This window comes from Crossiella sp. NPDC003009, from assembly GCF_053591555.1.
Genome location: NZ_JBSFUA010000009.1, coordinates 63,207 through 83,425, shown reverse-complemented (window position 1 = coordinate 83,425; position 20,219 = coordinate 63,207). Strand labels below are relative to the sequence as shown.

Annotated in this window: 23 protein-coding genes and 1 tRNA gene; 8 read left to right on the top strand and 16 right to left on the bottom strand. The window is 72.1% G+C overall.

Going from position 1 to position 20,219, the window contains the following annotated elements; genetic code table 11:
* Nucleotides 1-33: 33 nt before the first annotated feature.
* A tRNA-Asn gene (locus ACWDY5_RS12835) sits at nucleotides 34-106 on the bottom strand.
* Nucleotides 107-239: 133 nt separating this feature from the next.
* Between ACWDY5_RS12835 and ACWDY5_RS12830 the strand changes: the two genes are divergently transcribed.
* Entirely contained in the window at nucleotides 240-584 is a 345-nt protein-coding gene (locus ACWDY5_RS12830) for a hypothetical protein (protein ID WP_449722380.1), read from the top strand.
* 64 nt (nucleotides 585-648) lie between these two features.
* On the opposite strand, the gene ACWDY5_RS12825 is transcribed toward ACWDY5_RS12830, so the two are convergent.
* From ACWDY5_RS12825 to dnaG, 3 genes are all read right to left on the bottom strand, one after another.
* Nucleotides 649-1,410, bottom strand: a complete 762-nt coding sequence (locus ACWDY5_RS12825; RefSeq protein ID WP_449722379.1) for a trans-aconitate 2-methyltransferase — start codon at nucleotides 1,408-1,410, stop codon at nucleotides 649-651.
* Between the two features lie 89 nt (nucleotides 1,411-1,499).
* On the bottom strand, nucleotides 1,500-2,045 hold the full coding sequence (locus tag ACWDY5_RS12820; protein WP_449722378.1) for a hypothetical protein: 546 nt from the start codon (nucleotides 2,043-2,045) through the stop codon (nucleotides 1,500-1,502).
* On the bottom strand, nucleotides 2,046-3,944 hold the full coding sequence (dnaG, locus tag ACWDY5_RS12815) for a DNA primase (protein WP_449722377.1): 1,899 nt from the start codon (nucleotides 3,942-3,944) through the stop codon (nucleotides 2,046-2,048). It lies immediately after the preceding gene.
* Nucleotides 3,945-3,978: 34 nt separating this feature from the next.
* On the opposite strand from dnaG, the gene ACWDY5_RS12810 reads away from it, so the two are divergent.
* Entirely contained in the window at nucleotides 3,979-4,905 is a 927-nt protein-coding gene (locus ACWDY5_RS12810) for a sigma-70 family RNA polymerase sigma factor (protein WP_449722376.1), read from the top strand.
* Here the strand turns inward: ACWDY5_RS12810 and ACWDY5_RS12805 are convergent.
* From ACWDY5_RS12805 to ACWDY5_RS12765, 9 genes are all read right to left on the bottom strand, one after another.
* The gene (locus ACWDY5_RS12805; RefSeq protein WP_449722375.1) at nucleotides 4,886-5,485 is read right to left on the bottom strand and encodes a carboxymuconolactone decarboxylase family protein; all 600 of its coding nucleotides are present in this window, start codon (nucleotides 5,483-5,485) and stop codon (nucleotides 4,886-4,888) included. The genes ACWDY5_RS12810 and ACWDY5_RS12805 overlap by 20 nt on opposite strands.
* A 73-nt stretch (nucleotides 5,486-5,558) precedes the next feature.
* Nucleotides 5,559-5,768 carry a hypothetical protein gene (locus ACWDY5_RS12800; RefSeq protein ID WP_252481773.1) on the bottom strand — a complete coding sequence of 70 codons (210 nt, stop codon included), beginning with the start codon at nucleotides 5,766-5,768 and terminating at the stop codon, nucleotides 5,559-5,561.
* Nucleotides 5,769-5,826: 58 nt separating this feature from the next.
* On the bottom strand, nucleotides 5,827-7,095 hold the full coding sequence (locus ACWDY5_RS12795; protein WP_449722374.1) for a deoxyguanosinetriphosphate triphosphohydrolase: 1,269 nt from the start codon (nucleotides 7,093-7,095) through the stop codon (nucleotides 5,827-5,829).
* The gene (locus ACWDY5_RS12790; RefSeq protein WP_449722373.1) at nucleotides 7,082-7,762 is read right to left on the bottom strand and encodes a YdcF family protein; all 681 of its coding nucleotides are present in this window, start codon (nucleotides 7,760-7,762) and stop codon (nucleotides 7,082-7,084) included. The genes ACWDY5_RS12795 and ACWDY5_RS12790 overlap by 14 nt, the downstream gene beginning before the upstream one ends.
* 170 nt (nucleotides 7,763-7,932) lie before the next feature.
* Entirely contained in the window at nucleotides 7,933-8,538 is a 606-nt protein-coding gene (locus ACWDY5_RS12785; protein ID WP_449722372.1) for a response regulator transcription factor, read from the bottom strand.
* Nucleotides 8,535-9,617 carry a sensor histidine kinase gene (locus ACWDY5_RS12780; RefSeq protein ID WP_449722371.1) on the bottom strand — a complete coding sequence of 361 codons (1,083 nt, stop codon included), beginning with the start codon at nucleotides 9,615-9,617 and terminating at the stop codon, nucleotides 8,535-8,537. The genes ACWDY5_RS12785 and ACWDY5_RS12780 overlap by 4 nt, the downstream gene beginning before the upstream one ends.
* Nucleotides 9,618-9,637: 20 nt before the next feature.
* Complete coding sequence (locus tag ACWDY5_RS12775; protein ID WP_449722370.1) at nucleotides 9,638-10,375, bottom strand: ABC transporter permease; 738 nt, start codon at nucleotides 10,373-10,375, stop codon at nucleotides 9,638-9,640.
* On the bottom strand, nucleotides 10,372-11,304 hold the full coding sequence (locus tag ACWDY5_RS12770; protein WP_449722369.1) for an ABC transporter ATP-binding protein: 933 nt from the start codon (nucleotides 11,302-11,304) through the stop codon (nucleotides 10,372-10,374). The genes ACWDY5_RS12775 and ACWDY5_RS12770 overlap by 4 nt, the downstream gene beginning before the upstream one ends.
* 68 nt (nucleotides 11,305-11,372) lie before the next feature.
* Entirely contained in the window at nucleotides 11,373-11,840 is a 468-nt protein-coding gene (locus ACWDY5_RS12765) for a MarR family winged helix-turn-helix transcriptional regulator (protein ID WP_449722368.1), read from the bottom strand.
* A gap of 41 nt (nucleotides 11,841-11,881) precedes the next feature.
* On the opposite strand from ACWDY5_RS12765, the gene ACWDY5_RS12760 reads away from it, so the two are divergent.
* Together ACWDY5_RS12760 and ACWDY5_RS12755 are read left to right on the top strand one after the other, a co-directional pair.
* Nucleotides 11,882-12,610, top strand: coding sequence for a Type 1 glutamine amidotransferase-like domain-containing protein (locus ACWDY5_RS12760; protein WP_252481765.1), 729 nt, complete (start codon nucleotides 11,882-11,884; stop codon nucleotides 12,608-12,610).
* A 129-nt stretch (nucleotides 12,611-12,739) separates the two neighbouring features.
* Nucleotides 12,740-13,639, top strand: a complete 900-nt coding sequence (locus ACWDY5_RS12755) for a hypothetical protein (RefSeq protein WP_449722367.1) — start codon at nucleotides 12,740-12,742, stop codon at nucleotides 13,637-13,639.
* A 409-nt stretch (nucleotides 13,640-14,048) separates the two neighbouring features.
* Here the strand turns inward: ACWDY5_RS12755 and ACWDY5_RS12750 are convergent, their stop codons facing one another.
* Together ACWDY5_RS12750 and ACWDY5_RS12745 are read right to left on the bottom strand one after the other, a co-directional pair.
* Complete coding sequence (locus ACWDY5_RS12750) at nucleotides 14,049-15,455, bottom strand: glycine--tRNA ligase (protein ID WP_449722522.1); 1,407 nt, start codon at nucleotides 15,453-15,455, stop codon at nucleotides 14,049-14,051.
* 147 nt (nucleotides 15,456-15,602) lie between these two features.
* Nucleotides 15,603-17,048: an FAD-binding protein gene (locus tag ACWDY5_RS12745; protein WP_449722366.1), complete on the bottom strand. Its 1,446-nt coding sequence runs from the start codon at nucleotides 17,046-17,048 to the stop codon at nucleotides 15,603-15,605.
* A gap of 760 nt (nucleotides 17,049-17,808) precedes the next feature.
* On the opposite strand from ACWDY5_RS12745, the gene ACWDY5_RS12740 reads away from it, so the two are divergent.
* The gene (locus ACWDY5_RS12740) at nucleotides 17,809-18,144 is read left to right on the top strand and encodes a hypothetical protein (protein ID WP_449722365.1); all 336 of its coding nucleotides are present in this window, start codon (nucleotides 17,809-17,811) and stop codon (nucleotides 18,142-18,144) included.
* 396 nt (nucleotides 18,145-18,540) lie between these two features.
* On the opposite strand, the gene ACWDY5_RS12735 is transcribed toward ACWDY5_RS12740, so the two are convergent.
* Nucleotides 18,541-18,924 (bottom strand): antibiotic biosynthesis monooxygenase family protein, encoded by a 384-nt coding sequence (locus tag ACWDY5_RS12735; protein ID WP_449722364.1) that lies wholly within the window; start codon nucleotides 18,922-18,924, stop codon nucleotides 18,541-18,543.
* A 59-nt stretch (nucleotides 18,925-18,983) separates the two neighbouring features.
* Here ACWDY5_RS12735 and ACWDY5_RS12730 point away from each other — a divergent pair, with 59 nt between their 5' ends.
* The 3 genes from ACWDY5_RS12730 to ACWDY5_RS12720 all read left to right on the top strand — a co-directional run bounded on the left by ACWDY5_RS12730 (nucleotide 18,984) and on the right by ACWDY5_RS12720 (nucleotide 20,155).
* Nucleotides 18,984-19,256, top strand: a complete 273-nt coding sequence (locus tag ACWDY5_RS12730) for a hypothetical protein (protein ID WP_449722363.1) — start codon at nucleotides 18,984-18,986, stop codon at nucleotides 19,254-19,256.
* 141 nt (nucleotides 19,257-19,397) lie between these two features.
* Nucleotides 19,398-19,742, top strand: a complete 345-nt coding sequence (locus ACWDY5_RS12725; RefSeq protein WP_246493137.1) for an ArsR/SmtB family transcription factor — start codon at nucleotides 19,398-19,400, stop codon at nucleotides 19,740-19,742.
* Entirely contained in the window at nucleotides 19,739-20,155 is a 417-nt protein-coding gene (locus ACWDY5_RS12720; protein ID WP_449722362.1) for a Fur family transcriptional regulator, read from the top strand. The genes ACWDY5_RS12725 and ACWDY5_RS12720 overlap by 4 nt, the downstream gene beginning before the upstream one ends.
* Nucleotides 20,156-20,219: the final 64 nt, after the last annotated feature.

Below are 20,219 nucleotides of genomic sequence, written 5' to 3'. Positions count from 1 at the left end.
CAAACAACCCCAGGCCACTGGCCTGGGGTGAAGCTCCTCCGGTTGGACTCGAACCAACAACCCTGCGATTAACAGTCGCATGCTCTGCCAGTTGAGCTACGGAGGACTGGCATGTGTCCGGCGGTGCCTGACGGGTAATACCTTAGCGCACTCCGCGGAGCGGTTTTCACCACCCCCCTCGTTGGGGATCTTCGCTCCGTGACCACGGGTGTTCACGCAGGTCAAGACGAGGAGGAGCCATGATCAGGTTCGCGCTCGGGGTCGCCGTGGGGTATGTGCTTGGTACTCGCGCGGGACGGGATCGGTACGAGGATCTGGTCCGGACGTACCACCGCATGGTGGAGCATCCGGCCGTGCAGGGCACCGCCGGGACCGTTCGGGCGAAGATCGACGAGAAGATGGGGTGGTCGGAGAAGAAGGCCGGGCGGCACGACCAGGGGACTGGGAAGGCCGGGCAGGGCGACAAGCTGATCTCCGAGGTTGATCGGCAGCGGGCCAGTGGCGGGACGGCCAAGACTGGCGAGTCCGCCAAGTCCGCCGGGGCGCCCAAGTCCACCGCGCCGACCTCGACCACCAGGGCCTAGGCACCGCGGTCAGGGCGTGCCCGGCGGGCAGGTGGCTCGCCGGGCGCCCTGTCGCGCACTGGGCTCATTTCTTGTGGCCCACGGCGAAGATCCGGCGCATCGGGAACCAGGTGACGTCCTGGCCGTGCGCGGGGTAGGCGGCGCGCAGCTGAGGTGCCAGTTCGGCGGTGAACTGCTGCCAGCCGGACTCGTCCAGGGCCGCGCGGACCGGGCGGAGGGCGGTGCCGCTGATCCAGTTCAGCACCGGGTCGGCGCCGCGCAGCTCGTGCAGGTAGGTCGTCTCCCACACGTCCGCGGTGAACCCTGCCGCGGCCAGCACGCTCGCGTACACCTCTGGCCGGGGCACCGCGTCCTCCGGGCGGAACGTGCCGGCCAGGGTGTCCCGCCAGGCTGGGCTTTCGGCGATGCCGCGCGGGATGGTGTGGCTGGGCTCGCGGAAGTTGCCGGGCACCTGGAAGGCGAACCAGGCGCCGCTGGGCAGGCGGTCCAGCCAGCCGGGCAGCAGGTCGAGGTGGCCGGTGACCCACTGCAGCACGGCGTTGCAGACCACCACGTCGGTGTCGCGGTCCGGCTGCCAGTCGCGCACGTCGCGCAGTTCCGCGTCGATCCCGGCCGCCCTCGCCGCCTGCACCATCTCGGCGGAGGAGTCCAGGGCGGTGATCTTGGCCGCGGGCCAGCGGCTGGTCAGCACCGGGGTGAGCGTGCCGGGGCCGCAGCCCAGGTCGACCACGTGCCGGGGGTCGGTGGCGCCGACGCGAGCCAGCAGGTCGTAGAACGGGCGTTCCCGGTGGCCGGCGAAGGCCAGGTAGGTGGTCGGGTCCCACATGCGGCAACCTCCAGCTCGCTTAGCAAACCGTACGTACGTACTGTATAGCGCGAGCGGTGCGGGCGGTACCCCGTCGAAGGAGGTGCGGGCTAGAAGGCGCCGGCCTGGGCCTCGCGGATCTTGCGGGCCACGTCCGCGGCCAGCGTGGTCACCGCCGCCTCGTCGGTACCGGGGTCGGCGCGCACCTGCAGCACCACGCCGTCGCGGCCGGGCACCTTGCGCTGCACGAACCACGCCCCGCCGCCGGGCAGCTCGTGCCGGTGGGTGGAGCGGATGGAGCCGGTGACCCTGGCGTGCACCACGTCGGGCAGCCGGTAGGCCTGCGCCAGCGGGTAGCGGCGCGGCGGCTGGTCGGTCAGCAGCACCGCCTCCCCCGCGGTGCCGTGTTCGCGCGCCTCGGTCACCGCGAGCACGTCGTTGCCCCAGACCGCCTTGCTGACCAGGTGCCAGGGGATCCGGCGCTGTCCGTCCGCATCGGCCACCACCAGGGCGTGCGAGGTCGCGACCAGGTGGCCGCCGCCGGTGAGCTCAGCGAAGGCCAGGATGTGCTCCTCACCGGTCAGCGGCACGTCCAGGCCCTCGGGCAGCCGCACGCCGCCGGTGATCTTGTCGGTGAAGCGTCCCCACCAGCTCATCTACACGCCGCCCATCGCCTGTTCGCGGAGTCCCTTGTGGTACTGCTCCATGGCCACCAGGTCGCCGAAGAGCGCGCGGTACTCGTCGGCGTCGGTGACCGGGGAGATGCGTTGCAGCCTGGACTTGATGTCGGCGATCTGCCTGGCCACCAGGTTGGCCTGCATGTTGGCGATCAGCCCCAGCACGTAGCGGTCCTCGGCCGACCTGGTGCGCAGCGACTCCACCGCCAGTTCGGTCACCAGCGAGCGCACCACCGAGTGCTTGCACTTCTGCACGATCGCGTCCACGAACGAGGCGCCGGAGAGCCCGCAGGAGGTGCCGCCGGCGGCCAGGATCGACCGGTGCAGCTCCAGGTAGGCGGGGTGGGTGAAGGCCTCTTCGGAGATCGAGTCGTAGGCGGGGCCCGCGATGCCGGGCAGCTGGATCGCCGCCTTGAGCACCTCGCGCTGCGAGCGCAGCTGCGGGTCCTGCGGGGACGGCCTGCTCGGCCCGTCCACCTCCACCGCCAGCGCGGCCTGGTTCGGATCCACCGGGCGGCGGCGCGGGGTCTTCTCCGGGGCGGCCTTGCCGCCGGAGATCTCCCGGATCCGGCGCAGCACCCCCGGGGTGTCGTCCCAGCCGACCCAGCCGGCCAGCTGCCGCCCGTACTCGTCGCGGAGGGACTCCTCCTTGATCTGGGCGACCAGCGGCACCGTGCGGCGCAGCGCCTCCACCCGGCCCTCGGCGGTGTCCAGGTTGTGCTCGGCGAGCAGGGTGCGGATGGCGAAGGCGAACAGCGGCTGCCGCCGCGCCACCAGGTCCCGCACGGCCACATCGCCCTTGTCCTGGCGGAGCTCGCAGGGGTCCATGCCGTCGGGGGCGATCGCGATGAAGGTCTGGGCGGCGAACTTCTGCTCGTCGTCGAAGGCCTTCAGCGCGGCCTTCTGCCCGGCCGCGTCGCCGTCGAAGGTGAAGATGACCTCGCCGCGGAAGGCGTCGTCGTCCATCAGCAGCCGCCGCAGCACCGAGATGTGGTCGGCGCCGAAGGCGGTGCCGCAGGAGGCGACCGCGGTGGGCACCTCGGCCAGGTGCATGGCCATCACGTCGGTGTAGCCCTCGACCACGACCACCTGGCGCCTGCGGGCGATCTCCCGCTTGGCCAGGTCGATGCCGAAGAGCACGTGCGACTTCTTGAAGATCGGGCTCTCGCTGGTGTTGACGTACTTGGCCTCGATCGGGTCGTCCGGGAAGATCCGGCGCGCGCCGAAGCCGACCACCTCGCCGCCGAGGTCCTTCAGCGGCCAGAGCAGCCTGCGGTGGAACCGGTCGATCGGCCCCTGCCGCCCCTCCTTGGCCAGCCCGCACTTGTACAGCTCGTCCAGCTCGAAGCCGCGGCCGATGAGGTGGCGGGTCAGCTTGTCCCAGCCGGCGGGGGCGAACCCGCAGCCGAACCGGTCCGCGGCGGCCTGGTCGAACCCGCGCTCGGTGAGGAACTCGCGCGCCTTGACCGCATCCGGGGTCTGCAGCTGCTCGACGTAGAACTGGGCGGCGGCCTTGTGCGCCTCCAGCATCCGGGTCTTGGTGCCGCGGTCGCGCTGCACGGTCGCGCCGCCGCCGGTGTAGGTGAGCCGGTAGCCGATGCTGTCGGCCAGCCGCTCCACCGCCTCGACGAAGCCGATGTGCTCGTACTGCTGGACGAACTGGATCACGTCGCCGCCGACGCCGCAGCCGAAGCAGTGGAAGGTGCCCTTGCTGGGCCGCACGTTGAACGACGCGGTCTTCTCGTCGTGGAAGGGACACAGCCCCTTCAGCGTGCCGCCGCCGGCTCGGCCAAGGTTGACGTACTCGCCGACCACGATGTCGATCCGGCACCGATCACGGACCTCGGCTATGTCGCTGTCCCGGATTCGTCCTGCCACAGGGGCAAGTCTAGGAGTAGTCCAGGATGGGCGTGTGACCGTCAGCGACGAGACCCTGGCCACGGTGTTCAGCGAGCACCGGGGGCACCTCATCGGGGTCGCCTACCGCATCACCGGGACCAGGGCCGACGCCGAGGACGCGGTGCAGGACGCCTGGCTGCGGCTGGCCGGGCTGACCGCTGCCGCGCGGGCGGAGATCCGTGACCTGCGGGCCTGGCTGACCACGGTGGTGGGCCGGATCTGCCTCGATCGGCTCAAGGCGGCCAGCGCGCAGCGTGAGCGCTACGTCGGTTCCTGGCTGCCGGAGCCGGTGGTGAGCCCGCTGACCACCCAGCCGAGTGAGGATCCGCTGGACGTCGCGGTGCGCGAGGACGGCGTGCGGATGGCGGCCATGGTGGTGCTGCACGAGCTGACCCCGGAGCAGCGGGTGGCGTTCGTGCTGCACGACGCGTTCGGGGTGCCGTTCCCGGAGATCGCGGCCGCGCTGGGCGTGACCCCGGCGGCGGCCCGGCAGCTGGCCTCCCGCGCGCGGCGCGCGGTCACCGAGGCCGACCCCCCGCCGCGGGCCGAGCTGGCCGAGCAGCGGGCCGTGCTTGAGCGGTTCACCTCGGCGCTGGCCAGCGGGGACATGAACGCGCTGCTGGCGGTGCTGCACCCGGACGTGGTGGTCATCGGCGACTCCGGCGGCCAGGCGCGCACCGCGCGGCGGCCAGTGGTCGGCGCGGACAAGGTGGCCCGCTTCGCCCTCGGCCTGTTGCGGCAGTACGGGCCGGAGTCGGTGCGCACCGGGATCACCCCGGTGCTGGTCAACGGCGACCTGGGCTTCCTGGCCCAGACCGACGGCGGCGACGGGCACCGTCCGGTGGACCGCCGCGTGTCGACGCTGGCGGTCCGGGACGGACGGATCGTGGCGATCTACGACGTGGTGAACCCGGCGAAGCTCACGAACGTCGCCTGGTGACGGCGGCCTCGGCCACCGGCAGCGGCACCCGGCAGGCTTCGCCGGAGGTGAAGCCCTGGTCGACGATGCCGAGCGCGTCGTTGAACCGGGCCCGCTGGTTCTCCACCGCGATCAGGTAGGTGAGCTCGACGAGTCCCTTGTCCCCCAGCCGTTCCCGGAGCTGGGCGACCTGCTCGTCGGTGACCCGCACCGGCGAGGCGGTGATCGCGTCGGCGTAGGCCAGGGCGAGCTTCTCGGTCTCGGTGAACAGCGGCGAGTCGGCGTAGGCGTGGATCTCCTTGAGCCGCTCGATGTCCAGGCCCTTGTGCCGCTGCAGCATGGTGCCGAAGTCCACGCACCAGGAGCAGCCCAGCTCGGTGGCGACCCGGTAGACGACCAGGTCGGTGAGGCTGTGCGGCAGGTGCTTGGCGGCGCGTTCGACCGCGGTCTCGGTCACCGCGGCGGCGATCATGATGCCGCGGTGGTGGGCCATCACCGCGAACGGTTCGGGCACCGCGCCGAACCGCTTCTTCGCATAGCCGTACATGCGGCGGACCAGCCAGCTTGCCTTGTCGACGGTGAGCGCGGGAATGCGTGGCACAACGGCCTCCCTGGGTCGGTGACGCGGACACCCCAGGGACGAGCACCCCGCTCCCACTGTGACAAACCGCTGGTCAGCGCCGCGGATCGGCCAGCTTCACGTGCTGCGCCGGAGCCGGTGGCTCGGCCGCGGCGGCGCCGCTGACCGGACCGGGCGGACGCGGCCGCCTGGGTTCGCGCACCCCGGCGCCACCGGGGTCCTCCCGTCGCCTCGGTGGACCACCGGCCGGCACCTTGCGCCGCAACGGCCGGAACAGCACCCGCAACACCTCTCGAAGTCCCATGGCTCCGAGTAAACCAGAAATCGTCAACTTTGGTTGACGCCGTTTCGGTTGGCGCGGTTCAGGTGGTCAGCCGCCGATGCCAGCTCACCGCCTGGGCGTCGGTCAGCAGCGCGACCTGGTCGATCACCACCCGCAGCCGCTCGGCGTCGTCCGCCGCGGCCGACCAGGCCGGCCGGAACGCCGGGTCGAGGGCCTCCGGGGCGAGCCGGCAGAGCGCCTCGGTGAGCTCGGTGACCAGCTCCCGCTGCCGGATCTGCACGGCCAGCCGTTCCGGGTCGCTCATCACGTACCGCAGCGCGACCGCCTTGAGCAGGGCCACCTCGGCGGCCACCGGCGGCAGCACCACCAGACCGGCGTCGTAGCGGCGCAGCGGCCCGGCCCCGTGCGCCTTGCGGGTGCCGGTGACCGCGGCGGAGGCGAAGCGACCGACGAGCTCGCTGGTCAGCGCCTTCAGCGCGACCTGGTCGGCCAGGGTGCCGTCGTAGTCGTGCCGGGCCAGCGCGGCCACCGAGGGCAACCGGAGCAGCCCGTCCGCGGCGGCCTCGATCGCCTCGGCGGGCTCGCCGCTGAAGTGCGCGGCGGCCAGCGCGGCGATCACCCGGCGCTCGGCCGGACTGCCCAGCGCGCGCAGCGAGATCCGCCCGGCGAGCACCCCGTCCTCCACGTCGTGCACCGAGTAAGCCACGTCGTCGGCCCAGTCCATCACCTGGGCCTCCAGGCACTGCGCGTCCACCGGCGCGCCCTGCCGGAGCCAGCCGAAGACGGGCAGGTCGTCGTTGTACACCCCGAACTTGACCGTGCCCTCCCGGCGCGGCCACGGGTACTTGGTGGCCGCGTCCAGGGCCGCCCTGGTCAGGTTGAGCCCGTACTGACGGCCGTCCGGGCCGAGCGCCTTGGGTTCCAGGCGGGTCAGGATGCGCAGGGTCTGCGCGTTGCCCTCGAACCCACCACAGGGCCCGGCCAGCGCGTTGAGCGCGCGTTCACCGTTGTGCCCGAACGGCGGGTGGCCGATGTCGTGCGCCAGCCCGGCCAGATCGACGACGTCCGGATCGCAACCCAGCTCACCGCCGATACCCCGGCCGATCTGGGCCACCTCCAGCGAATGGGTCAGCCGGGTCCGCGGCACATCCCCCTCGCCCGGACCCACCACCTGCGTCTTGCCCGCCAGGCGGCGCAGCGCCGCCGAGTGCAGCACCCTGGCCCGGTCGCGGGCGAACGGAGTGCGCGCCTCGGTCTCGGCTTCGGCGAGCGCGCCGTGCTTGTCGGGTTCGGGCAGCAGCCGCGCGGTGTCGTGCGCGGAGTAGCCGTGCGGCTCAGCCGAGACCATTGTCGACCAGGTTGGTGGAGGTGTGGGTGAGCCGGTAGAACAGCACGCCCGCGGTCTCCCGGAGGATGTAGCGCAGCTGGGTCTCCCTGGTCTGCACGATCGGCCCGCGCCGGGTCGGTGAGGCCCACGCGGTGAGTCCGGTGTCACTGGCCATCGTGCGGGCCCGCAGCGAGTGCCACGGATCGCTGACGATGACCGCGCTCTGCCACCCGCGTTTCTCCGCCTCCCGCGCCACCGCCCGCAAACTTCCCAAGGTGTCCGCGCCCTCCTTGACCGCGACCACCTTGTCCTTGGGAATGGCCTTCTTCGCCGTGCCCGCCTTGGTCTCGTCCCCGACCAGCCAGCGCTGTCCGGCCTCGGCCTCGGTGTAGGTGTCGCCGAGCCCGCGCCCGCCCACGGTCACCACGGTCTTGGCCACACCCCGCTCGTAGAGCTGCTGGGCGTGCGCGAGCCTGGCCTCCAGCACATCGGAGGGCCGCCCGCCGTACTGCGCGGCGCCGAGCACCACGGCGATGTCCGCGGCGGACCGGTCGTCCTGCCGGGCTACCTGCCACACCCGGAAGGCCGTGCCGCCGACGATCAGCAAGGGCAGCAGCACGAGCCCGGCCAGCACGCGCCGCAACAGCCGTGCCGTCGCTCCCCGGCCGGTCGGGGCGTGTCCTGTCATGCCCGCAATGCTGTCACGAACTCAGTCAAGATCAGCTTCCGGTGGCCGCCGATTCCCGGTTTTGTCGGTGCCCGCCGGTAAAATGGAAATCGGGGGGATTCCCCGCGCGCGTGCGTTGTGCGGCGAGCGGATTTTGTGGGGTGCGGCGGGGTGCGGGATACCCGGTCGGGTCAAAGCCAACCGCGGTCGTCGGCGATGCGCACGGCCTCGGCCCTGGTGCGCGCGCCGGTTTTGCCGATCGCCGAGGACAGGTGGTTGCGCACCGTGCCCTCGGACAGGTGCAGCGCCTTGGCCACATCGGAGACGGTGCCGCCGTCCCGCGCGCAGGCCAGCACCTCCCGTTCCCGCGCGCTCAGCGGACTCGCCCCGCTGGACAGGGACTCCGCGGCCAGGCCAGGGTCGACCACGCGCAGCCCGGCGTGCACCCGCCGGACCGCGTCGACGAGCTGTTCGGGCGGCGCGTCCTTGACCACGAACCCGGCCGCGCCCGCGCTCATCGCCCTGGCCAGGTAGCCGGGCCTGCCGAAGGTGGTCAGGATCAGCACCCGGCATGCCGGCAGCGCGGCACGGAGCTCGGCGGCCGCGGCCAGACCGTCCTTGCCGGGCATCTGCACGTCCAGCAACGCCACATCGGGCCGGTGCTCGGTGGCCGCGGCGAGCACCTCGTCACCGGAGCCGACCTGCGCGACGACCTGGATGTCGGCCTCCAGCCCGAGCAGCGCGGCCAGCGCACCGCGGACGAGGGCCTGGTCGTCGGCGAGCAGGACCCGGATCATGCGTGCTCCTCGATCTCCGCGCGCAGCCGGAAACCGCCGGCAGGCAGCGGGCCGGCGTCCAGGGTGCCGCCGACGGCGGCGAGTCGTTCCCGCAAGCCGGTGAGCCCGGTGCCCGGCCTGCCGGTCTGCTCCAGCGCGCCATCGTCCCGGATCTCCAGCCAGGACAACCCGAAGCGCACCTCGCAGCGGGTGGCGCCGCTGTGCCGGAGCACGTTGGTCACGCCCTCGCGCAGCACGTAGGCCAGCACCTGCTGGTGCCGGGGCGCCACGTTGTCCACCGCGTGCGGCAGGTCGGCGGTGATCCCGGCGGCCTGCAACGCCACCCGCGCCCCGGCCAGCTCGGCGGCCAGCGAGGCCTCCCGGTAGCCGGAGACGGTGGCCCTGACATCGGTGAGCGCGGCCCGGGAGAGCGCCTCCACGTCGGTGACCTCGGTGATCGCCGCCTCCTGCCGCCCGGCTTCCAGCAGCCGCCTGGCCAGTCCGGCCTTGAGGGTGATGGTGGTCAGGCTGTGCCCGAGCACGTCGTGCAGGTCGCGGGCCAGCCGGGCGCGTTCCTCGGCCACGGCCAGCAGCGCGGCCTGCTGCTGCTCGCGGTAGAGCTTGATGTTGCCGCGGATCAGCTCGGCCAGGCCGAGCACGCTGAACGTGCTCAGCAGCATCGCCAGGGTGATCCAGGCCAGCCAGACCGGACCGCCGTTGAGCACCGCGTGCACCGAGACGATGCTGGGACCGATCGGGACCAGCACCGCCAGCCACACCGGCAGCAGGATCGCCCCGCTGGCCGCGGCGTAGACGAACAGGCTCAGGAACGGCACCCCGAAGACCAGCACGATGAGCACGATCAGCACGGCCTGGCCGAGGATGAGCGCCAGCCGCTGCCACATCGGCGCCTCGAACAGCTTGGGCGGCAGCAGCAGATAGGTGGCGCCGACGATCCCGATCCCGGCCAGTCCGGCGATCTTGAGCGCCACCGGCCGGTCCGCCTCGAACAGGTAGTAGACCGGGAACGTCAGGAACAGCAGGAAGAACCCGGCGAACAGCTCCCAGGACCGCATCCTGGGCGCGGTGTTCGTGGTCATGGCGCACACCGTAGGTGTGGTCAGCGGGCCGCGCTGAGCCGGTACCGCCTGGCCACGAACAGCCCCAGCACCAGCGTCACCCCGCCCAGCACCGCGATCGAGGTCAGGCTGACCGTGCCCTCGGCGACCACCCTGATCCCGTTCTCCCGGAACCAGAAGCTGGGCAGCGCCCTGGCGATGTCGCCCACCCACTCGGGCATGATCTCCACCGGCACCATCAGCCCGCCGACCATGGCCAGCGCCATCATCACCGCGGGCGTGACCGCCTGGGCGGACTCGGCGCTGGCCAGCTGCCCGATGGCCATGCCCAGCAGCGCGAACGGCACCGAGCCGAGCACCAGCCCGCCGATCAGCATCGCCCACTGCGCCAGGCTGAGGTCGACCTGTTTGACCAGCAGGCCGACCGCGAGCACACCGAGCATCGCGGGCACGGCGACCAGCACCGCGATCAGTCCCTTGGCGAAGAGGTAGCCGCCGCCGGAGAGCGGGGTGAGCCGCAGCTGCCGGTGCCAGGCGATCTGGCGTTCCAGCGCGATGCGCCCGCCGGTGACCAGGGCGGCGGACATGGCCGCGAAGGAGGCCATGCTGACCATGGTGGCCGCGGTGACCGGGGTGCCGTTGCCGAAGGTGGCCGCCGGTCCGCCGTAGATGCCGGAGAAGATCAGGAACATCGCGGTGGGCAGCACGATGGTGAAGAACAGGAAGGCGAACTGCCGCACGATCAGCTTGACCTCGATGAGCACGTACGTCGGGTTCACTTGTCCTCCTCGCTGGTCAGCGCGAGGAAAGCGTCCTCGAGGCCGACGGTGGTGATCTCGATGTCGTGCGCGCCGGGGTAGCGGGCGAGCAGGGCCCGCAGGGTGGCGTCGGAGTCGGTGGAGGCCAGTGTGGCGTGCTCGCCGCGCAGCTCGGCGTGAGTGACGCCGGGCAGCTCGCCGAGCGTGCCGCGCTCACTCCCAGGGAGCACGGCACGCACGGTCCGGCCGGCCGCGGTGGCCCTGATCTGGGCGACGGTGCCGTCGGCGACGACCGCTCCGGCGCGCATCAGCACCACGCGGTCGGCGTAGCTCTCGGCTTCCTCCAGGTAGTGGGTGGCGAAGACGACGGTCTTGCCGGTGCTGGTCAGCTCGCGGATGTTCTGCCAGAAGTGGCGGCGGGTCTCCACGTCCATGGCGGCGGTGGGCTCGTCCAGGATCAGCAGGTCGGGGTCGCTGACCAGGGCGATGGCGAAGCGGACGCGTTGCCGCTGACCACCGGAGAGCTTCTTGCAGCGCCGCTTGGCCAGCTCGGCGACGCCCGCCTTGGCCAGGGCGGCCGCGGCGGCCTGGGGCCTGCGGTGCAGGGCGGCGACCATGCGGACGAGCTCGCCGACGGTGGCGTCGTCGATCAGCGCGCCGCCCTGCAGCATGGCGCCGATGACGCCGTTGCGGACCGCCTCGTCGGGACGGTGGCCGAAGACGTGCACCTCGCCGGCGTCGGGGCGGGTGAGGCCGAGGACGAGGTCGACGGTAGTGGACTTGCCCGCGCCGTTGGGGCCGAGCAGGGCGAGCACCTCGCCGGGGGCCACGGTCAGGTCGACGCCGTCCACGGCGCGCACCGGCCCGAAGTGTTTGCGCAGGCCACGGAGGTGGATCGCGGCGCCTGCCACGATCTCGCGCTCCGCGCCGGTCAGGGCTGCTGTGGGCATGCCCCTACGGTGCCGCCCGCGCGCGGCCGGGACGCAGGCCGCTCGTCACGGCCCCGCCATGACATTTGTCAGGGGTGGTCCTCGCGGCGGACGCGTTCGCGCACCGCGGACATGACCTGTTCCAGCACCGCCCGCTGCTCCGCGGTCATCAGGTCGATGAGGTAGTCGCGCACGGTGTCGACGTGCCCGGGGGCGATCTTGTCCAGCAGGCGCTGCCCGGCCTCGGTGAGCACCGCGACCACGCCGCGCTCGTCGGTGGCGCAGGACTCGCGGCGCACCAGCCCGGCCCGTTCCAGGCGGCTGACCTGGTAGGTGAGGCCACTCTTGGAGACCACCGTGCGACCGGCCAGCTCGGTCATCCGCATGCGCTGCTCGGGGGCGACGGAGAGGGTGGAGAGCACGTCGTACTGGGCGTGGGAAAGCCCGCCGTCGGTCTGGAGCTGGTGTTCCAGCCTGCGCTCCAACAGGTGGGTGGCCTCCACGAAGGTGATCCAGGTCCGCAGCTCGGCCTCGGACAGCCAACGGGGCTCGCTCATGTTCGGACCCTAACCGGCGCGGAAAATGGCACGATCGGGCTATGCCTGCCGAACAACCGACGATCCTGGCCACCTCGGGTGGTCTGCGCCGTGGTCACCGCACCGATCTTGAGTTCGCGCCGCTGCTGACGCACGCGGTGGAGCTGGCCGGGGTGTCGGGGCGGCGGCCGAAGCTGTGCCACATCGGCACCGCGCTTGGCGACCAGCGGGGTTTCAACGCGAACTTCGCCGAGGCCGGTGAGCTGGCGGGGGTCGAGGTGGTGCACCTGAACCTGTTCCCGATGCCGCCGACGGCGGACCTGCTGGACTACGTGCTCTCCTGCGACGTGGTGTGGGTGGGCGGCGGTTCGGTGGCGAACCTGCTGGCGGTGTGGCGGGTGCACGGGCTGGACTCGGTGCTGCGGGAGGCGTGGCGGCGCGGGGTGGTGCTGACCGGGGTGAGCGCGGGCTCGCTGTGCTGGCACGTGGGCGGGCCGACCGACTCCTTCGGGCCTGAGCTGCGGATCGTCACCGACGGGCTGGGTTTCCTGCCCTACGGCAACGGGGTGCACTTCGACTCCGAGGCGGCGCGGCGGCCCGCGGTGCTGGGCGCGGTGGCCAGTGGGCTGATCCCGGACACTTACTGCACCGACGACGGCACGGGTCTGCTCTACCACGGCACGGAGCTGGTCGAGGTGCTCTCGGAACGGCCGCACGCCGGGGTCTACCTGGTGCAACGCGAGGATGAGGGCAAAGCGGTGGAACACGCCCTGGACGTCCGCCGCCTCTGATACCACACCCCGGCACCCCTGCTGCCCGGAAACCCCGTCAAGATCGCGACCTGTCCACAACCACGCACCTGTCCACAGCCCGCTCCGGTGCCGCTGGCCCCGCCCCCGGCGCCGGACCACGCTGGCCTCATGACCGCGACCCACGTGCCGGTCCGCCTGGACGGACTGGCCGCGATGTTCCCGCACCAGGTGGCCAAGACCACCGAGCTGTTCCGGCTCGGCCTGCCCGGCAGGCTGGTGCACTCCTGGCGCGAGCCGCTGCCCGGCGTCGTCCTGCTCACCGGCACCCGCCCGACCCGCGCGGGTTTCCTGCGCGCGGCGTTGCGCTATGCCGAGCCGGACGCGCTGCTCACCGGCTACGACGCGCTGCAGCTGCACGGCATCCCGATCCCCGGCCTGGACGGCACCGTCCACCTGGTGGTGCCCTACGCCAACCGGACCCGTCCGGCCAAACCGCTGCGAATGGAACGGCTGCGGCAGCTGCCGAAGTGGACGGTGTCCCGGGGTTTCCCGGTGACCTCGGTGGCACGGGCCACCCTGGACGCCGCCCGCTGGACCCGGTGCCCGACCGAGCTGGGCACGCTGCTCAACCTGGCCTGCGCGCACGGTGGCGTGACGGCCGCGGAGCTGTGGGCCGAGCTGGACGACTCACCGCAGCGCGGCCGTCCCGCGGTGCGTGCCGCCCTGGAGAAGCTGGACGTCAAGGTGGTCGACATCCGCCAGGCCCGCGCTCGCCGGGTGGTGGCCCTCGGCGCGCTGCCACCGCCGACCTGGCACCGGCGCATCACCCTGGACGGCCGCCAGCTGCTGGGCATGGCCGATGCCTGGTGGGACGACTTGGCGCTGGCCTGGCGCTGGCTGGACAACCCCCGCCCGGAAGGCCCGGACCCGCTGACCGCCGCGGGCGTGCACGTGGTGCGCACACCGGTGGAGCGGTTGGTGGCCGAACCCGAACTGGTCGCCGAGGAACTCTGCGCGGCGCACGCGCTGGCCCGCCTCACCTCCCGCCCCGACGTGATCGCGAGCTGAGCACGTGCCGTGCGAGTCCGGAACGCCGCTGATCACCACGACGGTCACCAGCCCACACCGAACCGCCGAAAGGAGAACCGGGTCCATGCCCCCCGCCGCCGCGGTGACGCGGTCGGAACTCGGTGTGGTCCACCCCTGGCCACACCGCGCTGATCCGGCCGGCCCGCACGACGGATCTCCTGTCCGCACCGCCAAGACAGCACCCTGCAACACCTGTCCCCAGCCGCAGCCAGGCACCTGCCACCGGGCCACCACCGCGGCCCGGCAGGCCCTTTTCCGCGCCGTGCTCCGCCACCCGGAGCACAGCCGCTGGTCCCGGCCCGACGCGGTGACCGCGGCCAAAACGAAGCCGGGGCCGCCACAGGCAGCCCCGGCCAGTCGCTCAGCCGTTCCTCTCGCGGTGCTGGGGTCAGCAGCCAACGAGCCGCGCGGCCAGGTAGGACTCGATCTGGTCGATGGAGATCCGCTCCTGGCTCATGGTGTCGCGTTCCCGCACGGTGACCGCGTGGTCGGTGAGGGTGTCGAAGTCGACGGTCACGCAGAACGGGGTGCCGATCTCGTCCTGGCGGCGGTAGCGGCGGCCGATGGCGCCCGCGTCGTCGAAGTCGATGTTCCAGTTCCGGCGCAGCGCCGTGGCCAGGTCACGGGCCTTGGGCGAGAGGTCGGCGTTGCGGGACAGCGGCAGCACCGCGGCCTTCACCGGGGCGAGCCTGCGGTCCAGCTTGAGCACGACCCGCTTGTCCACGCCGCCCTTGGCGTTGGGCGCCTCGTCCTCGTGGTAGGCCTCCAGCAGGAAGGCCATCATCGGGCGGCCGACGCCGGCGGCCGGCTCGATCACGAACGGCCGGTAACGGGAGTTGGTGGCCTGGTCGAAGTAGGACAGGTCCACGCCCGAGTGGTTGCTGTGCGTGCTGAGGTCGAAGTCGGTGCGGTTGGCGATGCCTTCCAGCTCGCCCCATTCCTGACCGGCGAACTGGAAGCGGTACTCGATGTCCACGGTCCGCTTGGAGTAGTGCGACAGCTTCTCCTGCGGGTGCTCGTAGATCCGCAGGTTGTCCTTGGCCAGGCCCAGTTCGGTGTACCAGCGGGAGCGCTCGTCGATCCAGTACTGGTGCCATTCCTCGTCGGTGCCGGGCTCGACGAAGAACTCCATCTCCATCTGCTCGAACTCACGAGTCCGGAAGATGAAGTTGCCGGGCGTGATCTCGTTGCGGAAGGACTTGCCGATCTGGCCGATGCCGAACGGCGGCTTCCGCCGGGAGGTGGTCTGCACGTTGAGGAAGTTGACGAAGATGCCCTGCGCCGTCTCGGGCCGCAGGTAGTGCAGGCCGTCCTCGGACTCCACCGGGCCGAGGTAGGTCTTGAGCATCATGTTGAACTCGCGCGGCTCGGTGTACTGGCCGCGGGTGCCGCAGTTCGGGCAGGGGACGTCGCTGATGTCGTCCTCGGTGGTGGGCTTGCCGGTGCGCTCGGCGTACTCCTCGGCGAGCTGGTCGGCCCGGAACCGCTTGTGACAGGAGGTGCACTCGACCAGCGGGTCGTGGAAGGCGTTGACGTGCCCGGAGGCCTTCCACACGTCACGGGGCAGGATCACCGAGGAGTCGAGGCCCACGACGTCCTCGCGGCCCTGCACCATGAACTTCCACCACTGGCGCTTGATGTTGTCCTTCAGCTCCACGCCGAGGGGTCCGTAGTCCCACGCCGACCTGGTACCGCCGTAGATCTCCCCACAGGGGTAGACGAAGCCTCGGCGCTTGCAGAGGTTGACGACGGTATCAATCCGATCGGCCGACACGGACACTCCAGAGCAGGTCATAGGCATTCAGCGGGAGGCTGCAAGGGTAGCGACCGCCCTGGTGTCCGCCGCAACCGCGTTCCTCCACGCACCGGAAAAGCCCGACACCGCCCTCGCCCAGCCGTGCCCTCGGGCGCGAGAAGTCCGCCCGTGACAGCGGAGTCCGGGTCAGCGCCCCAGCTCCGCCCGGATCGCCCCGGGCAGTCCCGTTCCCGGGTTGAGGTGCAGGTGCGGGCTGTACCTGGCGACCGTCTCGGCGAACTCCCGCCAGTGCGCGCCGAGCCGCACCGGGTGCGGCCAGGCCCCGTCCCAGCAGCCCCAGATCGGGTAGGCCACTCCCCCGTCGGCGCGGGCCTGCTCGTGCGCGGCCCGCCTGCTGCCCCGCACAGTGGCGGTCCAGGCCGGGTCGGCGCCGGGCCTGCCCCGGTCGCGGAGGGTGTCGACCAGCACGATCCGGTCGCTGTCCCCGGCCGGCACGGCGAACGCGGGCCGGGTGAAGGCGGCCCTGCGGTGTGGGAAGGCGAGCACGAACTGCGGAATGTCGGTGGCCCAGTCCGCCGCGGTGAACGCGGCGACCCTGCGGGTGAGGTAGTGCTCGGCGTGCGGGCCGGGCAGGAGCACGTCGTCCCAGAGTTTGGTGGTCTCGTCCCAGGAGAGTGAGGTGCGGAAGCTGTCGAACATCTCGGTGATCATCCGGCTGCGTTCGGGATAGGTCACCAGCTGCGTCAGGCGGTGCTCGGGTTCGGGTTCGACCGGCAGCCGCCGCGGCTCGTGGCGGTCGGTGTGCTGGTAGGCGTGCACCTGGAAGGTCGCCTCCGGCCTGCCGCCGGTGCCGGGCCGCTGGACCCACAGGTAGACCTCGTCGGCGGCTTCGCGGTCCATCAGGTCGTCCATGGCGGCGAAGGCGGTCGCGGGGTCGGCGTAGTCCAGCAGGTCCAGCTGCACGCGGGGCTGGGCCGGGGCCAGCTCGATCCAGGCCTCGGTGATCACACCCACGGCGCCGAGTCCGGCCAGCGCGGCCTCGAACAGCTCGCGGTGCTCGGTGGCCGAGGCGAGCAGGATCTCGCCGCGGCCGGTGACCACCCGGATGCGGCGCACCCGGTCGGCCAGTGTGCCCTCGCGCCACCAGGCGGAGACGCCGCCGACGGCGAGCACACCGCCGACGGTCAGCCCGTGGTAGTCGGGCAGGCCCGAGGCCGGGCGGCGATCCGCGGCGAAGGCGGCGGCGTCCAGGTCGGCGAGCGTGGCCCCGGCGCCGGTCTGGATCAGACCCTCGGCGTCGACCGCGCCGACCCGGGCGAGGCCGCCGGTGAGGGTGAGCACCACACCGTCGGTCAGGGTGTGCCCGGACAGGCAGTGGCCTGCGCCGCGGACCGCGACCGGAATGCTCCGCGGACCGGTGTGCCGCAATAGTTCCGCCACGTCCTCGGCGGAGCTGGCGCGGTACACGGCGGCCGGGCGGCGGTGGTCGAGGTTGCCCGAGTCGGTGGCCACGGCTTCGCGCGCGGCCGGGTCGACGACGAGCTGGCCGGACCAGCGCGCGGCGCGCTGCGCCAGCTCGGCCAGCCAGGCCGGGGCCGCAGGCGCGGGCGGGTCGGGTAGGACCGCCGTCACGGGTTGGTCCACGCTCATGGCGTCTCGGCTTTCCGGCCGGTGGCTGCCGGCTCAGTCAGGGTGTGCCAGTGGCGACGCGGGTCCGGCCACCACGATGCGATTCTCGCGGCAGCCGCTGGCGCCCTGCGGCGACGGTCGTGCCCACGGCGGGTGCCGTGAGCACGACCGCACCGATCACGAGTCGCCTGCGGGAAGGCCGCGACTTCTCCCCGTCGGCAGGCTCGGTGTCCGTGGCCGGCGCCGGGGTGGCCGCCTGCGCTTCGGTGGGGTGGGTCAGGGACGAGCCCGGCGCGGGATCCGTCCCCGACCACGTCTGGGTCAGTCCTCGCGGGCGCCGGTGGCGCGGGAGCCTCTGGCGAGGACCGGAGTGGCGGACGGCCGCGCGGCAACGATGGCGAGCGGGGCGGTGGCGAGCGCTGCGACGGTGCTGAGCGCTGGGTCGGTGCTGGGCGCTGGGTCGGTACAGAGCGCTGGGTCGGTGCTGGGCGCTGCGGCAGTGGCTGGCACGGCGGTGGCCGTGGCGTGGCGGGCGACCGGGCGGGTCCCTGGTCTGGGCGGTCGAACGAGCATGCGGGCTCTCCCCGGGAAATCACCCATCAGAGGTGTGGTCAGAACTGTGCCAGAGGTGTTCAGGACTGAGGAAGGGCTTGTGAAAAAAGGAGCGAGTTCACCCTTTCAGGGCAGAGGTGACCATTGGACAAGCAATGCACAGGTGCGCATATGAGTATCGGTTGTCCGACGATCCAGTGAGAGGCAGACCATGACCAGCACCATTGAGCACCGTCCGGCCGAAACGCACCGGCACACCCACGGCCCCGGCTGCGGGCACGACGCGGTGGTGCACGGCGACCACGTGGACTACCTGCACGACGGGCACGTGCACCGGGAACACCAGACCGCCGACGGGGTGCACTACGACGAGTGCGCCCGGTGCGAGTGCGCGAACTGTGCCGACTCCTGCGCGCTGTGCCAGTGCGCCGACTGTTCCTGCGCGACCTGCAACCACGCCCGCTGCGACTGTGCGGGGTGTTCGGACGCGTGCGCCAACTGCACGTGCGCGGACTGCACCTGCGCCACCTGCGACCACGCGGCCTGACAGCAGCCCGGCTGGTCCAGCTGACGACCGGTTCAGCCCCGCTGGCCAAACCAGCATCGCGATGAGGCCAGCCTCGCGGCCGGACCAGCAGCAGGACCGGGCGGCAGCACGACCAGGCCAGCCTCGCGACCGGGCGGCAGCACGACCGGGCCAGCAGCCTGACCGGGCGGTAGCGCGACCGGGCCAGTCTCGCGGCCGGATGGCAGCGCGACCAGACCAGCAGCACGACCAGTGCAGCCTCGTGGCCAGGCCAGCAGCGCGGTCGGGCAGCCTCGCGATCGGGCGGCAGCGTGGCCAGACCAGCTTCGCGACCGAACCCGTCCCCGCGGCCGGGCCAGCGGGACCACCGGAAGGCGCTGGTGCCGCTGCCCGGCAGACGCACGGCCGCGGGGCTCGCTAGTGGCGGGGAGTGGCCGGGCCGCCTGCTTCGCCGAGGCGGACCGTGCCCGCGTCCTTGGCCACCAGGCTGTCGCGGCGGTCGGCGGTGCCGTTGGTGGCGTCCCACAGCTCCTCGTAGGCGGCGGGTTCGTCCGCGAGGGCCTGGGACAGCAGTGGGATGACGTGTTCGCGGACCTCGAAGGGGGACAAGGCTTTGCGGTAGGCGGGGACCGAGTCGAACTCGGCGAGCAGGACCCAGCGGTCGGCCTCGTCGGTGGACCTGGCCAGGCGGCCGCGGCGGCAGTGTGGACCCTTGGTGAGCAGTTCCAGGGCGTGTTTGGCCCTGGCCAGGAAGTCCTCGACCTCGGCCTCGGGCACGGCGAACCGGCAGACGAGCAGCACGGATGTGGACCCTAGATGCCGCGCGTCGGGCTGTGCCCGGCTGGGTGTAGGAAGGGACGGTGCGCGAGTCTGGGTCTCAGCCGAGCCGGGTGCCCGGTGACGGGCCGCTGAAGTCGGTGCCGCCCGCGGTGGCGTTCCTGGTGGTGGCGGCCGTGTTCGGCACGGCGGTCGTCATCGGTGGGTCGGTGGGGGCGGTGCTGGTCGGGGGGCTGGCGTTGTTCGTGCTGGCCATGGTGGTCAGCACCTGGTCGCGGTTGTCGGCCGCGGAGCGGGTGCTGCGGATCGTGGTGCTGGGCATCCTGGTGGGTGTGCTCTTCTCGCTGTTCCGTTAGGTCCATCGAGGTGTGTCGAACTGATCGGTAACCGAGTTGCCTAGGATGACGGGTAGCCTCGGTCGTTCACGGGCACGCAGCTGCCTGCCCCGGCGCCGGGTGGTGAGAGGAGCGCACATCGTGAACAGGGAGATCGCGCCGCTGGCCGATGACCACGTGCACTCTCCCGACCGTGCGCCGGTGCCACCCGCCCCGCAACGCTCGGGGGACGTGCTGGCCATGGCCGGTGACCTGCTGCGGGCGCTGGCCGCGCCGGTGCGGATCGCCATCGTGCTCCAGCTGCGGGCCTCGGAACGCTGTGTGCACGAGCTGGTGGACGCGCTGGGTGTGGCCCAGCCGCTGATCAGCCAGCACCTGCGGGTGCTCAAGTCGGCCGGCGTGGTGCGCGGGGAGCGGCACGGCCGGGAGGTCGTGTACCGGCTGGTGGACGAGCACCTGTCGCACATCGTGGTCGACGCGGTCGCGCACGTCGAGGAGGGCCAGTGACAGTGAGCGAACGACCGGCCGCGGTGCCCGGACTGCGTTCGACCAAGCAGCGCGCCGCGGTCTCGAAGCTCCTGGACCAGGTGGACGAGTTCCGCTCCGCCCAGGAGATCCACGAGGAGCTGCGGCGGCGCGGCGAGGGCATCGGACTGACCACGGTCTACCGCACCCTGCAGAGCCTGGCCGAGGTCGGCGAGCTGGACGTGCTGCGCACCGACTCCGGTGAGGCGATCTACCGGCGCTGCTCCCAGCACCACCATCACCACCTGGTGTGCCGCCGCTGCGGCCGCACCGTGGAGGTGGAAGGGCCGGATGTGGAGAAGTGGACCGAGCGGGTGGCGGCTGAGCACGGGTTCTCCGAGGTCAGCCACACCGTGGAGATCTTCGGCACCTGCGCCGACTGCACCGCGGCCTGAACTTCACGACGGCCTGAACTTCGCGCCAGCGGCTCGGTCGTGCCGGAGCGCGAGCACCCCGGCA